Source organism: Ruegeria arenilitoris, from assembly GCF_013035315.1.
GTDB classification, from domain to species: Bacteria; Pseudomonadota; Alphaproteobacteria; order Rhodobacterales; family Rhodobacteraceae; genus Ruegeria; species Ruegeria arenilitoris_D.
The window spans coordinates 1-14,466 of the sequence record NZ_WQHP01000017.1 but is presented as its reverse complement, the minus strand read 5'-3'; the positions used below and the strand labels follow the sequence as shown (position 1 = coordinate 14,466).

Here is a 14,466-nt window from a genome sequence, read left to right as displayed (position 1 = left end):
AATCTCCTCTTCTATGCTAAAGGGGCCGGATCGCCCGGCCCCTCTCCATTACTGTTTGACAACGTTGATAAAGGCGCCGTCGTCGTCCAACGCCAGGCTGGTATCCAGCGTCACGTGGTGGAAACGTGCGGCGGCAAAGTCATCGTGGATAGCAAAGCCGACCGTATAGGTCTGGCCGGCCTCCAGCGGGACATCCCCCGGCGCGTCCGAGTTCAGCGGACGGGTGAAGACCACGGTCCATACGCCAGCGTCGAGGCTCGCCGAGGCTGCAATCTCGCCATCATTGACCACACGCTGTTCCAGCAGATAGCCATTTGTGGCGCTACCGTCCGCGTAGACGCGCATCAGGTCCAGATAGGTGCCGTCGGTCAGATATTGCTCGATCTGTTCGGCGGCTTGCAGCTTGTCCCAACCGCCCAACGGTTTGCCGCGACGGCCTTTTATTTCGACCTCGGTACGGCTTTCGCTAATGTATTTGGTCACCGTGTCCTGATTGGTCAGACGACCGGATACATCGCCATTTGCAGCAATCGCATCCGCGCCCGGATCAAAAGGCATATAGCTGTTGTCCGCGTGGCACGAGGCCCAGCAACCCACCTGATCGCCCAACTCAATCCCGGTGCCGGTGATCATCATGGCGACCTTGATCTGGTTGTCGGGGTCCATCTTTCCGCCATCCACAAACGGCGCGGGGTTATGACCGGCATCCGGCCATTGCAAGCGGATATAGAGGTTCGCATCGTCATGCGCCGCCTGAACGGTTGCGTCGATCACGCCACGTTTGCCGGGGATTGGCGACGGCTCCAGCTCGCCACCAGCCACGATCTTGTTGCCGATCGCATCCAACTCTGCCGCGTGGCATGTCGTGCACTGATCGCCTCCTTTGGTCAAAGGACGCGCACCGCCGTGGGATCTGCCGTTCTGCACCCATTCGAACGAGGCCTGACCGGGATAGAACAGCTTCATATCCGCACTTGGCACCGCAGCCCAATCGACATTCGTACCGACATCGCTGCCTCCACCAGCCGGTGCAGCCGCTTCTTCGCCCGAGGCTTTGGCCCGTTCTTCTGCAACCGCTGCATCAACTGCCGCAGCGATCTGAGCCTGCACAGCTTCCTGCTGGGCCACGCGCGCGGCTTTTTCGGCCTCGGCTTCGGCGGCTTCTTTGGCTTCGATCCGCTCCAGGCTAGCCAGGTATTCGGCCGGGATCTCGCGAATGAAAGCGGGGTTCGGGGCTTCTAACTGTTCCAGATAGTCTTCGTCGGCCCGGTCGCGGGCATCCGAGTGCGCAATCCCCTTGTGGCAGTCGATGCAGGTCTGTCCCACGGTCATCGCGTTCAGGTGTTGCTGTCGCGCACGTGGTTTCTGGAATTCAGGCATCATCGATTCAAAATCGTGACAGTTGCGGCATTCGCGCGAGTCTGTGGCCTTCATCCTCTCCCATTCATTCATGGCCAAATGCACTCGTTTGGCTTCGAACTTTTCGCGCGTGTTGATGCTGCCGACCATCTTGCCATACAGTTCTTTGGACGCCTTGATCTTGCGGATCATCTTGTGGGTCCAATCCTTGGGCACGTGGCAGTCTGAACAGACCGCGCCCACGCCCGAACGGTTCACGTCATGGATCGTGCCGGTGTATTCCTCATAGACGAAATCGCGCATCTCGTGGCATGAGATGCAGAATTCCTTGGTGTTTGTAGCTTCCATGGCGGTGTTGAATCCGCCCCAGAAGATGATCCCAGCGGCGAAGGCTGCGGCGATCCCGGCCAGGGGCATTCCCCACAGGAAATACCGGCGCCAGATCGGTGGTTTTTTGTCCGGTTCGGAGGTCATATCCGGGCTCCGTAATAGCTGTCTTGACTGGCCCGGCGTGTCAGACCGGTGCGTTTGGCTGAGGGGAAAACGAGGAAAGGGCGGGCGAGGGGCCCGCCCTTTCTGTTGGTTCCTGCAAACCCGTCAGGTGACGTGGTTCGACCGGTTGTAGACGTTGAACTTGCCGGTCGGGGCAAACAGACCCTTCACGCGGCCGATCTCTTCCAGCGTCTTGGCGTCGAATATCACGATCTCACCGTTCGGCTCTTTCGAGGTCGAGCGGTTCCACTTGGAAACCCAGACCTCGGAACCATCCTGGTTGAACTCGAAGTGGACGGCGACGTTGCCTTCCTCTTCGGTAATCTGGATCGTTTTCACGATTTCACCGGTGGCCTTGTCGATGACCTGCACCGATTGCTGGATCTCAGGTTCGGGGTGCTTGGTCTGGTCGGCCCAGATGTAATCCGATCCAGGGTGGGTTCGGATGAACAGACCGGGGCCGTCGGTTTCGACCTCATAGCAGACCTTCCAGGCATCGTCCGGGCGACCTTCAGGGTCGTTGCCCCAAACAGTCACGGTGCCTTCCCCCAAGTGGGTGGTACCGGCAACAGGACCGCAATTCGGGTCGTCCCAGTTGGCGCCCGGGCCAGGGTGTGGCAGCGGCGCGGTGTCGATCAGCGCTTCCAACTTGTGGGTCTCGGTATCGACCACAACCATCTTGTTCGACGCGTTTGCGGCAATCTGGAAGAAACGCCCAGTCGGATCGAAGAATCCGTCATGCAGGAACTTGGCGCTGTCGATCTTGTCGATCCTCAGGTTGTCCAGGTCGGTATAATCCACCTGCCACAACTGTCCGAGTTCTTTGACCGCCACGATCCATGTCGGCTCGTTCGGGGTGGTGTAGATTGCCGCGACGCGGGCCTCTTCCACATAATCCCCGTCCACGTTGTAGCCGCGGGTTGAGACGACCTTTTTTGGCTCCATCGTGTGGGCATCAACGATTGCAAAATGCGGCGGCCAATAGGCCCCACCGATCACGTATTTACCGTCACCTGATACGGCCACGTCGCGGGCGTCGTAACCAATAGTCACCTCGGCCACGAGCATGTTTTCGGGGTTCTGCCACAGGTCGATCTTGGTCATCTTGCCGTCACGGCCCATGGTGTACCAGAAGCGGCCCGGGTTTTCCGGCTCTTCCAGCTTGTGGTGCTCGGACGCTTTCAGAACGTGCACGGCGTAACCGGTCGGAATGTGCGCAAGCACCTCCTTCGTGTCGCCGTCGATCACTGCCACCTTGCCCACATCACGTTCGATGACCACGAAGAAGTTTTCCCAGTTGCGGCCATGCAGCGGCTCGGTCGGGTAATCTTCGGGTTCGACATAGACCTTGCGGGTCGCCATCATCTGTTCCAGCGACATTTCCGGCGGCTTGGGCGGCTCCATCTGGATGTAGGTTGCCATATCGCGGATTTCGTCTTCGGACATCACGTCCGAGAAGTTGTTCATCCCGCCTTCGGTGCCCCAGGCGATGATCTTTTCAAGCCGGTCCTGACCCAGTTTCAGTGTGCCGGACTCGGTCACGGTGCCATCGGCATTCTTTGTTTCCACCAAAGGCTCAAGGCTTTTGCCCGTCGCCCCTTTGCGCAACACGCCGTGGCAACCGGCGCAGCGTTCAAAGTACAGTTGTTTTGAGGATTCAAAGGCTTCTTTGCTCAGGGTTGGCTCTTCGGCGAAGGCTGGCGCAGCGACGCTGCCCAGCAGCATCGCCAAACCGACCCCGAAGGCGCGGCCGGTTTTGTTGTAGCTGATTCCAAGTGACATGATCACTCTCCATTTGCTGGTGAGGCAGGTCCAAGGGTGAGACATTGCGCGTTGCTGCTCCTTGACGAAAGTCAACGCTGGGGATGCAAATCTGTTGGTGGATCGGAAAAAAGAGCCAAAAAAACCTCAGAAAATTTCGGGTTTTGGACACATGTTTTTACGGTTTTGATTTTGGTTAAGTCACGCGTGCGGGCTGGATGTTAGGGTTGGGAAAACCGCCAAGGAGAGCAGCCATGCCCGCAATCATCACCCGCGTTTTTGGTGAAGGGTTTCGAGTTTTTTTCCTGTCTGCCGGCCTCTACGGCCTGTTTGTCGGGCTGGTGTGGGGCTTGTGGCTGACGGTGCCTTATCTGGCACCGGAATACGGCATGACCCCGCCAATGTGGCACGCGCATGAGATGATCTTTGGCTATGCCACGGCTGCGCTGGGTGGTTTCTTCCTGACCGCCGTTCCTAATTGGACCGGTGCGCCCGAGGCCCGTGTGACGTTCATTACCATCGTTGCCGGGCTTTGGCTGGCTGGCCGGATGGCGATGTGGTTTTCAGGCACTCTTCCTCCGGCGATGGTCGCCGTGGTCGATCTGGCTTTTGTCCCGATTCTGGTAGCCAAGATTCTGACGCAGCTGATCAAACGCCCAAAGCCGCAGAACATGGTTTTTCTGGCTTTGCTGAGCTTCCTCTGGATTGCCAATCTGATGACCCATCTGGAATGGATGGGGGCCAGCGATGATACGTTGCAATCCGGCCTTAGGGCGGGGCTTCTGACCCTTTGCGCGATGATCGCCATATTGGGCGGCCGCATTACTCCTGCCTTCACCCGCAACGCGATGAAACGCGCCGAAGTGCCTGAGGCCCGTTGGCCGGTCTCGGTCCCGGCTTTCGACAAACTGGGCATGGGTCTGGCCTTGCTGTTGCCGCTGGGTGCGTTGGGTCTGGGCATCGGGTCGGTTGCTGGGGGTTTGGCGCTGGCCTTGGGTGTTGTGCAATTCCTGCGCATGGCGCGTTGGCGTACGGTCTGGTCTACCCGGCAACCGATTCTGCTGGCGCTGCATCTGGGTCTGGCGATGCTGGCACTTGGTTTGATTCTTTGGGGATTGGCCGTGCTGGGCATTGGGAGCGAAGTGGCCGCCCTTCACATTCTTGGTATCGGCTGTGTTGGCGGAATGACGCTCGCCGTCATGAGCCGCGCTGCTCTTGGACATAGCGGTCGCGCGCTTGTTGCGCCTGCGCCGATGGTAGTGGCCTATGGGTTGATGGCTGCGGCTGCGTTGTCTCGCTGGATCGGGGCTGAACTGAACGCCGGATACCTGGTTGCCATGCTGCTGTCGGACGGCCTATGGGTCGTAGCCTTCGCGCTGTACCTGATTTCCATGTGGCCCGCGTTGACCGGCCCGAAGGCTGTGAAATCGGGCTGATCTGACTTCATTTCCATAGTCTTGACTTTCGTTAAGGAGTCACTGCGCCCCAGCCGCCATGCTGAGCACACTAGCTAATCTGCGCAAAGGAGAGCGCAATGCGAGAAGTCATGACCAAGAGCATGGCGCGCAACATATTCTATGGCGGGTCACTGTTCTTTATCCTCATCTTTCTGGCCCTGTCGGCCCATTCGCATCTGTATATCGTGAACTCCGAGAATTCGGCGAAGCTCGATGAAAGTGTGATCCGTGGCAAACATGTCTGGGAAAAGCACGCGTGTATCAATTGTCACACGATCATGGGCGAGGGTGCCTACTATGCGCCTGAAGTTGCAAATGTGATGACCCGTTGGGGTGTGCTGGACGACCCGGAATCAGCCTTTGAAGCCCTCAAAGGCTGGATGGAGGCGCAGCCGACCGGCATTCCCGGTCGTCGGCAGATGCCCAACTTCAACCTCAGCGACGAAGATATCCGTGACCTGACCAACTTCCTGATCTGGACGGACAATATCGACGCCCAGGGCTGGCCGCCCAATGAGGCCGGCTGAGAAAGGGAACGGAGCGATGAAATACGAAACCCAAAAAATCGCCTATGCTTACTTTGCGGTAGCTATGGCCCTGTTCGCGATACAGGTGATCGGCGGCCTGCTGGCTGGTTTGATCTATGTCTTCCCGAACTTCCTGAGTGAGCTTCTGCCGTTCAACATCGTGCGGATGCTGCACACCAATTCACTGATTGTCTGGCTGCTGCTGGGATTCTTCGGTGCGGCTTATTTCCTGATCCCCGAGGAATCCGAGCGGGAGATCCACTCACCCACGCTGGCCTATCTGCAGTTGATCATTCTTGTGGTCGGCACTCTGGGCGTGGTGGTCACTTATGTCTTCAACCTGTTCGAAGGCAACTGGCTGCTGGGCAAAGAGGGGCGCGAGTTCCTTGAGCAACCCAAATGGGTCAAGGCGGGCATCGTCGTTGCCGCGCTGATGTTCCTCTACAACGTGTCGATGACCGTGTTGAAGGGCAAGAAGACGGCCATCACCAACATCCTTCTGTTGGGTCTGTGGGGTCTGGCGCTGCTGTTCCTGTTTGCCTTCTACAACCCGGGCAACTTATCGCTCGACAAGCAATACTGGTGGTATGTCGTCCACCTGTGGGTTGAAGGCGTGTGGGAACTGATCATGGCCTCGATCCTGGCCTACCTGATGCTGAAGCTGACAGGTGTGGACCGTGAGATCGTCGAAAAATGGCTCTATGTCATCGTCGCCGCCGCGTTGTTCTCTGGCATCCTTGGTACGGGTCACCACTACTACTGGATCGGAACGCCCGCGTACTGGCAGTGGATCGGTTCGATCTTCTCGAGCCTCGAGGTGATCCCGTTCTTCGCAATGATGGCCTTTGCCTTCGTCATGGTCTGGAAAGGCCGTCGTGACCACCCCAACAAGGCTGCGTTGCTGTGGTCGCTGGGCTGTGCCACGCTTGCCTTCTTTGGTGCCGGTGTCTGGGGCTTCCTGCACACGCTGCACGGGGTGAACTACTATACCCACGGCACGCAGATTACCGCGGCGCACGGTCACTTGGCCTTCTACGGTGCCTATGTCTGCCTCAACCTGGCGATCTTCAGCTATGCGATGCCGATCCTGAAAAACCGTGATCCGTACAACCAAGTGCTGAACATGGGTTCGTTCTGGCTGATGACCAGCGGCATGGTGTTCATGACCTTCGTGCTGACCTTCGGCGGAACCGTGCAAACGCACATGCAACGTGTGGTCGGTGACTACTTCATGGACGTGCAGGACCAGATCGCGATCTTCTACTGGATGCGTCTTGGTTCTGGTGTCGTCGTTGTCCTTGGCGCGCTGCTGTTCATCTACTCGATCTGGGTTCCCCGGAAAGAGGTCATTGAATCCGGCGCTGCTGAAACCCCTGCGGAGTAATGGATATGGACGGCTCCATAAAACTGAACGAGGGGGCGGCAAACGCCCCCTTCTATCTGCCCCAGAGCGATGAATGCGATGTGTTCACCGCCGCCTACAACAACAATCTGCCGGTTCTGCTGAAAGGGCCGACAGGCTGCGGCAAGACCCGCTTTGTGGCTCATATGGCTGCACGCCTTGGTCGCCCGCTTTATACCGTGGCCTGCCATGATGATCTGGCCGCTGCTGATCTGATCGGACGCTACTTGCTGAAAGGTGGCGAGACGGTCTGGGTCGATGGTCCTCTGACCCGCGCAGTGCGCGAAGGCGCGATCTGTTACCTTGATGAGGTGGTCGAGGCCCGCAAGGACGTGACCGTCGTGCTGCACCCGTTAACCGACGACCGGCGCATCCTGCCGATCGACCGCACCGGCGAAGAGCTTGAGGCCGCCCCTGGTTTCATGCTGGTCGCCTCGTACAACCCCGGATACCAGAATATCCTGAAAACCCTGAAACCTTCGACCCGGCAGCGCTTTATCTCGCTGGAATTCGATTTCCCGTCGCCTCAGATGGAGGCCGAAGTCGTCGCGCAGGAAAGTGGCCTGGCGCTGGAGCGCTGCAAGCCGCTGATCCGTCTGGCGAACAAGCTGCGCGGGCTCAAGGGTCAGGATCTCGAGGAAGGCGTTTCCACCCGTCTGGTTGTCTATGCCGCGACGCTGATCGCACAGGGCATGTCCACCGACCGCGCCATCCTCGCCGCGATGATCGAACCTCTGACCGATGACGAGGATATCAAACGCGGGCTCCTCGATCTTGTCACGGCTGTCTTTGGGTGAGGCCGGCCAATGGTCAAGATCGACTTTGAGCCATGGGAACCCGAAGAAACGATCGGGAAACTGTGGCACACCCTTGCCAGCCGTCTCGATGCACCCCAGGTGCATGTTGGAGCCGCGGTCGACCTCCCAGAGGTCGCGGGGCGGTTGGCAGTCCTCTTCCGAGGGCTTGGGGGTAGTCCGGGCGTCGAATTGCGCCCGGTCTCACCCGAAATTTCACGCTACCGGCTGGGCTGGCGCCGCCGTCTGGGAACCGAGTCCGAGTTGATGCCGCGCGCCTCCTTCGATGGCGAGGTTCTACGCCTGCCAGACCGGCTGGCGGTTTTCCCCGCGCGTGAAGCCAATGGCGCGCTTTACGTCTGGCTGGCCGCTGGCGCGGCCCATGCCGGAACCCGCATTGACGAAAAAGACCCCCTGCGTGCTGACCTGAGCGCGTTGATCGCAGCCCGACAGATGGTCGAGGCTACGCTGGGCAACGCGCCCGGGATGCGCCCGCTTTACACCGAGCTTTGCAAGGGCGTTCTGCATCACCGTGAAACTCCAGACCTGCCTCCTGTTGAAGCAGCGGTTGAGGAACTGGTCCGCCACATGCTGGGTGATCCAAAACCGTTATCCGCAAAAGCCGAACGAATGATGTCGCTGAACAGTGATCTGATCGCCCCGCGTGGCTATCAGCATTTTCGTCCCGTTCCCCTGTGGCCCGAACTGCGCCCCGTCGGCTTTTCCGAACATAACGAGGTGGAAAACCCAGATACCGACGGACCGCCAGAAGAGTCCGGTGAGAAGACGCACCGCGCACGTCGTCGCAAGTCCGATCAGGCGAGCCGCAGCGATAGTTTCATCCTGCACAAGTTCGAAGCCATTCTCAGCTGGGCCGAGTTCCTGAACATCAATCGTCGGATTGATGACGACGATCCCGACAACGCCAAGAAGGCTGCCGACGATCAGGAAGAGATAGGATTGGGCCAGATCTCTAAAGCACCGCCAACCAAGTTGAAACTGCATTTGGATTTGGCACCGGAGGATGTAAATCGCGAGCGCCTTTCAGGCCGTATCCTCTATCCCGAATGGGACGTGCGTACCGGCCAATACCTGCCCGATCACGTCAACGTTCTTCTGTCGGACGCCGATATCCGAGAGGATGCCGTCGAGTTTGGCAAAGACCCTGCCACCGCCCGTCGCATCCGCGCCGTCAAACGCCAGTTTGAAGCGCTGCGCCCCGGACGCGTCATGACGCGCGGCCATCTGGACGGCGATCAGCTGGATATCGAGGCCGCAGTGCGGGCCGAAACCGACCGCCATGTCAGCGGCGAGGGCAATGACCGAATCTGGATGCAATCCCGCCCCGAGGCGCGCGATCTGGCTGTCTCGATCCTGCTGGATGTCAGCCGCTCGACCGAAAGCGCCGTGACGGGTCGCGCCGTGATCGACATTGAACGCGAAGCGCTGGCCGCGCTCGCCTGGGGTCTGAACGCATGCGGGGACGATTTCGCCATCCATGCCTTCAGTTCGCTGAAACGCCAACGGGTCTATGTGCAACGCTGCAAACGGTTTGATGAACCGATGGGTGCAACGGTTGAACAACGCATCGCATCCCTCCGCCCCGGCCATTACACAAGGCTTGGCGCGGCGATCCGCCACTGCTCGGCCGATCTGGCGGAGCAATCCCGCAAGCGCCGCCTGCTGCTGGTCATCACCGATGGAAAACCCAACGATCTGGACCACTACGAAGGCCGCCACGGGATCGAAGACACGCGACAAGCCGTGTGCGAGGCCCGCCGCGCCGGACAATCGGTCTTTGGCGTGACCATCGACAAAACCGGCAAAAGCTGGTTCCCCCGCATGTTCGGACAGGGTGGTTTCGCTGTCATACCCGACCCGCACCGCCTGACTATGGCTCTGCCGCAGATCTACCGCCAATTGGTCGGCGCATGAACGACAGCTCTCTCATTGACGAGTTGCCGGGCGAGTTGCTGATGTGGGTTCTGATCATCTCTGAACTGCTGGTCTTTGGCGCAGGCCTTATCGCATTCATGGGCGTGCGGCTGACCGACCCCACAGGTTTTGCCGAGGCGCAATCGCATCTTTATCGCACCGGGGCCGCCTTCAATACTGCTGTTCTGGTCACTTCGGGCTATCTGGCCGCGCAAGCCTTGCACTGGCGACGAACCAATTTCCGCCTGAAAGCCCGGCTGGCCTTACTTTGTGCTGCGGCGCTGGGAATTGTGTTTTTGATCATCAAAGGCGTGGAATACACGGGCAAGGCCGCGCAGGGGATCACCTATGAAACCCATCCGTTCTTCCTGTTCTACTATCTGCTTACGGGCTTTCATGCCGCGCATGTGCTGGCCGGAGTTGCGGTCTTGCTGTTGATCACGTGGCGTGACGATCCAAACAACATCGAAGCGGGCGCTCAGTTCTGGCATATGGTCGATCTGGTTTGGATCATGCTGTTCCCTGTGATCTACCTGTTGGGATAATCGCGATGCGCAGTGTTTCTTCTCGTGTCAAATGCGGCCGCCGGAGGCGTCATGACCCTCTCACCTGCGCTTGGCTTGGGTTGCTGGCGCTCAGCCTGACGTCGGCGCTGTTAACGCTCCTGCATTCCCCTCAGTTGGTGGCTGCCGGTGTGTTGGCCCTCGCCCTGATCAAAGCGCGGGTGATCCTCGCGCAATACCTTGACCTGGCGCGCAGACCACGCTGGCTGCGCGGGTTCACAATGGTGCTCACCATCTTCTCGGTGTTGATTTTCGGGCTCTACCTGGTCTGAAAAAAGCCGCCCCCAAACGGGGACGGCAGTTTGCAAAGCAAAGGGAGGCTTTGACTACTGTGCCGCCATTGGCATCCGCGCAATCTGACAGCGCTGCCAAAGGACAGACAACGCGCCGACCAGATGGTCGATATCCGCATCCGTATGGACGGGCGAGGGGGTGATCCGCAGACGTTCGGTCCCTTTTGGCACGGTCGGGTAGTTGATCGGTTGGATGTAAATCCCGAACTCCTCAAGCAGCGTGTCCGAGATGAACTTGCACTTCACCGGATCGCCGACCATCACCGGGATGATGTGGCTGGGATTGGGCAGATGTGGAATACCTTCGGCATCCAGCCGTTGGCGGACTTGCTCCACGCGGGACTTTTGCAGGTCACGCTCGGCATTCGACTGTTTCAAGTGCCGGATCGAGGCCGCAGCCCCGGCGGCAATAGAAGGGGGCAGGGCGGTGGTAAAGATAAACCCGCTGGCAAAGCTACGCACGAAATCGCACAGCGCGGCGGACGCTGCGATGTATCCGCCGACCACGCCAAACGCTTTGCCCAGCGTGCCCTCAATCACGGTCAGACGATCCATCAGACCTTCCCGCTCGGCAATGCCGCCGCCGCGGGGGCCGTAAAGTCCAACCGCGTGCACCTCATCCAAATAGGTCATCGCGCCATACTTGTCGGCTAGGTCGCAAATCTCTTTGATTGGCGCGATGTCGCCATCCATGGAATAAACCGATTCAAAGGCAATCATCTTGGGTGCATCCGGGTCGGCGGCGGCCAGTTTTGCCTCGAGGTCATCCAGATCGTTATGCTTCCAGATCACCTTTTGCGCCCGCGAATGGCGGATGCCTTCGATCATCGAGGCATGGTTCAATGCATCCGAGAACACGATCAGGCCGGGAATTTTCGCCGCCAGTGTTCCCAACGCCGCCCAGTTTGAGACATAGCCCGAGGTAAACAAAAGCGCGGCTTCTTTTCCATGCAGATCGGCCAGTTCGGCCTCAAGCATCACATGGTCATGGGTGGTGCCGGAAATGTTCCGCGTCCCGCCCGCGCCTGCGCCGCAACGGTCCAGCGCATCATGCATCGCCGAAATCACCGCCGGGTGCTGACCCATGCCAAGATAGTCGTTCGAGCACCAGATACGCACATCCCTTTGCACCGCACCATCTGTTTGGCGCGCATTCGGGAAGGATCCACAGCGGCGTTGCAGATCTATGAACACCCGATAGTTTCCTTCATCCCGAAGGTCATCAAGGCTCTGAGTAAAAAATCGCTCGTAGTCCATCTTGCGGGCTCCCCGGATTACTGGCTTTGGACCGAGGATAGGTCAGGCAAACGAGCCGCAACATGACTATTGTCAAGTCAACACGGCATCAAAAGCTTGGTGCAGTCTCGACCGGTTTGACATAGCTTAAAGACAGGTAAGGACGGGCCGTGGTTTCTCGGCTGCGAAAAAGATACGGGGGGAGTTTTCGTGCCTCATGAAGCCCAAAAGGCGATCGCGCGTCAGTCGCTTCTGCTGCGCAGCCTGCCAGATCAGCATGTCGAGACACTGCTGAGTCACGCGATCTGGCGGCAGTATGATCGCGGCGAGACAATATTTTTGCAGGAAGAGACTGCAAAAGCCGTTCACGTCGTGCTGGCCGGATGGGTCAAGCTTTTTCGCATGACACCAACCGGTTCAGAGGCGGTCGTGAGTGTTTTCAAACGCGGTGACAGCTTCGGCGAGGCTGTCGCCCTGCGGAACGTACCGTACCCCGTTTCAGCCGAGGCCGTATCGACCTGTGAGGTGATGCATATCCCCAGCCCGATCCTGATTTCGTTGATGAAAGAGGATCCCGAAATCGGAATCTCTATTCTGGCGTCTACGTTCACCCATCTGCATTCTTTGGTAGCGCAGCTCGAGCAGCTTAAGGCGCAGACCGGCGCACAGAGGGTTGCAGAATTTCTGTTGAACCTGTGCGACGAAGTAGACGGTCGCTGTGATGTATCGCTGCCCTATGACAAGATGCTGATCGCTGGCCGTTTGGGCATGAAACCCGAAAGCCTCAGTCGGGCATTTTCCAGACTCAAAACAGTTGGTGTCAAGATCGATCGCAGCCACGCTGAGATTTCGGATATCAACGCGCTGCGCAGATATGTGGAGGATGAGCCTGCAAACTTGCGTTGAAGCGCGGTTGCTGACTTTCCGCCACGATCACTTCTTTCGGAACGTGTGCACACTTAACGGATATCGTCAGGGCATTGTTGCAAAGTTCTGAACGCGCCGAGACGTCTTAGCGGTGGCAGCCGGGTCAATGGCCCGGTCCAGCCCCGGCCAGCGCGGGTATTCCAGCCTGCGCAGCCGGTCGGTTTCCTGCTGGGCAGTGGCAGATTCAGGGCCGCCCAAGGACGCTCGGACCGCAGCTTCGTCGGTTTCCTGAGCAGTTGCGGAGACGCATAGCAACAAGACTGCTAAGGTAAGGCTCAGTGCAGGCGCAAGACGAGAAACATGGAATTGGAACATCAATTTGCCGTCAAGTTTGGCTTTGCCTGCCTTTCTTGCAAACGCCCTCCTATAGGTGAGTGACCAAGAACCTCGGATTCAATAATTGTAACGCCCTTCAATACCCCCATCGGTCTTGTCAGAGGAACTTTGCTTGAGCGGGGCAGGGTGGTCGCATAGCTTCTGGCAATGACCAAACCCGTCTCGTTCAAATACTTCAAAACCAGCCCTGAGATCATTCGCCTGGCGGTGATGCTGTACATCCGTTTTCCGCTTTCATTACGGAATGTCGAAGACCTGCTGCACGAGCGTGGCATCGATGTCAGCCACGAGACCGTCCGATATTGGTGGAATAGGTTCGGCCCGATGTTTGCCTCGGAAATTCGCAGAAAACGGGTCCAGCAATTGCGGGCATACTCAAGGTCGAAGTGGCATGTCGACGAAGTCTTCGTAAAGGTAAACGGTCGGCGGCACTACCTGTGGCGCGCCGTTGATCACGAAGGCGAGGTGCTTGAAGCCGTTGTCACCAAACGTCGAAACAAACAGGCAGCACTGAAATTTCTCAAGAAATTGATGCGGCGACACGGTGCTGCGGATGAAGTTGTCACCGATCGCTTCGCGTCATACCGAGCCGCGCTCAGAGATCTCGGTGCGACGGAAAAGCAGAAGACGGGCAGGTGGCTTAACAACCGGGTTGAGAACTCACACCTTCCGTTCCGACGAAGAGAACGCGCGATGCAGCGGTTCAGGCGTATGCAAAGTTTACAGAAATTCGCCGCCGTCCACTCCTCCGTCTACAACCACTTTAACCAGGAGCGATCTCTAACCAGCCGAGGCACCTTCAAGCTGACACGCGCCGCTGCTCTCGCCGAGTGGCGCGAGCTTGGCGCGGCATGAAGGACAGCTCTACTGGCCTAGTTGAGACTAGTTCGAATTTGTCTGACAGCACCATTGGATCAGGGAGGGCGAACCCTGTATCTGGGACGCCGGATCTGGAGTTGTCAGAAGCCGAACAGGCGCTCCTGTTCAATCCAATCAAGTGGATGGGTCACGCTGACCAGACGCTTGAGTGTGAGTTCAGGTGGCTGGGTGCCGTCGAGAATCGCAGCCTGAATCTTTGGTGAGAGAAAGGCGAGCTGGGCGCGGGTGCGAATGAAAGCACCGGGGAGGTTTTCCCGCCGCGCAATCTCCTTCAGTTGAACTCCGGCTTTCAGATCACGGGCCAAGCCATGGGCGCGGATCAGCATGGACCGGAGGTGGGGATCAGGTTGGGGTGCCACGTCTCCGGCAATGACCTTAGCCTCGACGCCGCGGCGGCGCAGATCGAAAGATGTGGTGATGTGGGTGAGATCCGGGTGCAGATGATCGGCCGCGATGCCAAGTGCGCTTGCCAGAGTTTTGGGGTTAAATTCGAGGTCGATCTGTC

13 protein-coding genes and 1 pseudogene are annotated in these 14,466 nt (G+C 58.5%); 9 read left to right on the top strand and 5 right to left on the bottom strand.

The features are described 5' to 3' along the window. Positions 1-48 precede the first annotated feature (48 nt). Both GOV53_RS20940 and GOV53_RS20935 read right to left on the bottom strand, forming a co-directional pair. Positions 49-1,833, bottom strand: coding sequence for a NapC/NirT family cytochrome c (locus GOV53_RS20940; RefSeq protein WP_170470419.1), 1,785 nt, complete (start codon positions 1,831-1,833; stop codon positions 49-51). A gap of 123 nt (positions 1,834-1,956) precedes the next feature. Next, entirely contained in the window at positions 1,957-3,633 is a 1,677-nt protein-coding gene (locus tag GOV53_RS20935) for a cytochrome D1 domain-containing protein (protein WP_170470417.1), read from the bottom strand. Between the two features lie 233 nt (positions 3,634-3,866). On the opposite strand from GOV53_RS20935, the gene GOV53_RS20930 reads away from it, so the two are divergent. The 7 genes from GOV53_RS20930 to GOV53_RS20900 all read left to right on the top strand — a co-directional run bounded on the left by GOV53_RS20930 (position 3,867) and on the right by GOV53_RS20900 (position 10,562). Then, on the top strand, positions 3,867-5,048 hold the full coding sequence (locus GOV53_RS20930) for an NnrS family protein (protein WP_170470414.1): 1,182 nt from the start codon (positions 3,867-3,869) through the stop codon (positions 5,046-5,048). Between the two features lie 98 nt (positions 5,049-5,146). Next, a complete protein-coding gene (locus tag GOV53_RS20925; protein WP_170470411.1) occupies positions 5,147-5,596 on the top strand; it encodes a c-type cytochrome in 450 nt (149 codons plus the stop codon). Between the two features lie 16 nt (positions 5,597-5,612). Continuing rightward, on the top strand, positions 5,613-6,980 hold the full coding sequence (locus GOV53_RS20920) for a cbb3-type cytochrome c oxidase subunit I (RefSeq protein ID WP_170470408.1): 1,368 nt from the start codon (positions 5,613-5,615) through the stop codon (positions 6,978-6,980). Between the two features lie 5 nt (positions 6,981-6,985). Further along, positions 6,986-7,795 (top strand): CbbQ/NirQ/NorQ/GpvN family protein, encoded by an 810-nt coding sequence (locus GOV53_RS20915; protein ID WP_437436806.1) that lies wholly within the window; start codon positions 6,986-6,988, stop codon positions 7,793-7,795. Between the two features lie 9 nt (positions 7,796-7,804). Continuing rightward, positions 7,805-9,727 (top strand): nitric oxide reductase activation protein NorD, encoded by a 1,923-nt coding sequence (locus GOV53_RS20910; RefSeq protein WP_170470403.1) that lies wholly within the window; start codon positions 7,805-7,807, stop codon positions 9,725-9,727. Beyond that, positions 9,724-10,272 (top strand): cytochrome c oxidase subunit 3, encoded by a 549-nt coding sequence (locus tag GOV53_RS20905; RefSeq protein ID WP_170470400.1) that lies wholly within the window; start codon positions 9,724-9,726, stop codon positions 10,270-10,272. The genes GOV53_RS20910 and GOV53_RS20905 overlap by 4 nt, the downstream gene beginning before the upstream one ends. 5 nt (positions 10,273-10,277) lie before the next feature. Further along, positions 10,278-10,562: a cytochrome C oxidase subunit IV family protein gene (locus GOV53_RS20900; RefSeq protein WP_170470397.1), complete on the top strand. Its 285-nt coding sequence runs from the start codon at positions 10,278-10,280 to the stop codon at positions 10,560-10,562. Between the two features lie 54 nt (positions 10,563-10,616). On the opposite strand, the gene hemA is transcribed toward GOV53_RS20900, so the two are convergent. Further along, on the bottom strand, positions 10,617-11,840 hold the full coding sequence (gene hemA / locus GOV53_RS20895) for a 5-aminolevulinate synthase (RefSeq protein ID WP_170470394.1): 1,224 nt from the start codon (positions 11,838-11,840) through the stop codon (positions 10,617-10,619). A 189-nt stretch (positions 11,841-12,029) separates the two neighbouring features. On the opposite strand from hemA, the gene GOV53_RS20890 reads away from it, so the two are divergent. Next, positions 12,030-12,725: a Crp/Fnr family transcriptional regulator gene (locus tag GOV53_RS20890; RefSeq protein ID WP_170470391.1), complete on the top strand. Its 696-nt coding sequence runs from the start codon at positions 12,030-12,032 to the stop codon at positions 12,723-12,725. A gap of 66 nt (positions 12,726-12,791) precedes the next feature. Here the strand turns inward: GOV53_RS20890 and GOV53_RS20885 are convergent, their stop codons facing one another. Continuing rightward, the gene (locus tag GOV53_RS20885; protein ID WP_170470389.1) at positions 12,792-13,061 is read right to left on the bottom strand and encodes a hypothetical protein; all 270 of its coding nucleotides are present in this window, start codon (positions 13,059-13,061) and stop codon (positions 12,792-12,794) included. 168 nt (positions 13,062-13,229) lie between these two features. Between GOV53_RS20885 and GOV53_RS20880 the strand changes: the two genes are divergently transcribed. Next, entirely contained in the window at positions 13,230-13,937 is a 708-nt protein-coding gene (locus tag GOV53_RS20880) for an IS6 family transposase (RefSeq protein ID WP_170470386.1), read from the top strand. 104 nt (positions 13,938-14,041) lie between these two features. Here the strand turns inward: GOV53_RS20880 and GOV53_RS20875 are convergent. Next, positions 14,042-14,466 (bottom strand): annotated as a pseudogene (locus tag GOV53_RS20875) (recombinase family protein); the annotation flags it as partial.

Coding starts and splice junctions, on each gene's coding strand:
- GOV53_RS20940 (WP_170470419.1), bottom strand. CDS start 1,833: ATGACCTCCGAACCGGACAAAAAACCACCGATCTGGCGCCGGTATTTC.
- GOV53_RS20900 (WP_170470397.1), top strand. CDS start 10,278: ATGCGCAGTGTTTCTTCTCGTGTCAAATGCGGCCGCCGGAGGCGTCAT.
- GOV53_RS20910 (WP_170470403.1), top strand. CDS start 7,805: ATGGTCAAGATCGACTTTGAGCCATGGGAACCCGAAGAAACGATCGGG.
- GOV53_RS20915 (WP_437436806.1), top strand. CDS start 6,986: ATGGACGGCTCCATAAAACTGAACGAGGGGGCGGCAAACGCCCCCTTC.
- GOV53_RS20925 (WP_170470411.1), top strand. CDS start 5,147: ATGCGAGAAGTCATGACCAAGAGCATGGCGCGCAACATATTCTATGGC.
- GOV53_RS20905 (WP_170470400.1), top strand. CDS start 9,724: ATGAACGACAGCTCTCTCATTGACGAGTTGCCGGGCGAGTTGCTGATG.
- hemA (WP_170470394.1), bottom strand. CDS start 11,840: ATGGACTACGAGCGATTTTTTACTCAGAGCCTTGATGACCTTCGGGAT.
- GOV53_RS20930 (WP_170470414.1), top strand. CDS start 3,867: ATGCCCGCAATCATCACCCGCGTTTTTGGTGAAGGGTTTCGAGTTTTT.
- GOV53_RS20880 (WP_170470386.1), top strand. CDS start 13,230: ATGACCAAACCCGTCTCGTTCAAATACTTCAAAACCAGCCCTGAGATC.
- GOV53_RS20885 (WP_170470389.1), bottom strand. CDS start 13,061: ATGTTCCAATTCCATGTTTCTCGTCTTGCGCCTGCACTGAGCCTTACC.
- GOV53_RS20935 (WP_170470417.1), bottom strand. CDS start 3,633: ATGTCACTTGGAATCAGCTACAACAAAACCGGCCGCGCCTTCGGGGTC.
- GOV53_RS20920 (WP_170470408.1), top strand. CDS start 5,613: ATGAAATACGAAACCCAAAAAATCGCCTATGCTTACTTTGCGGTAGCT.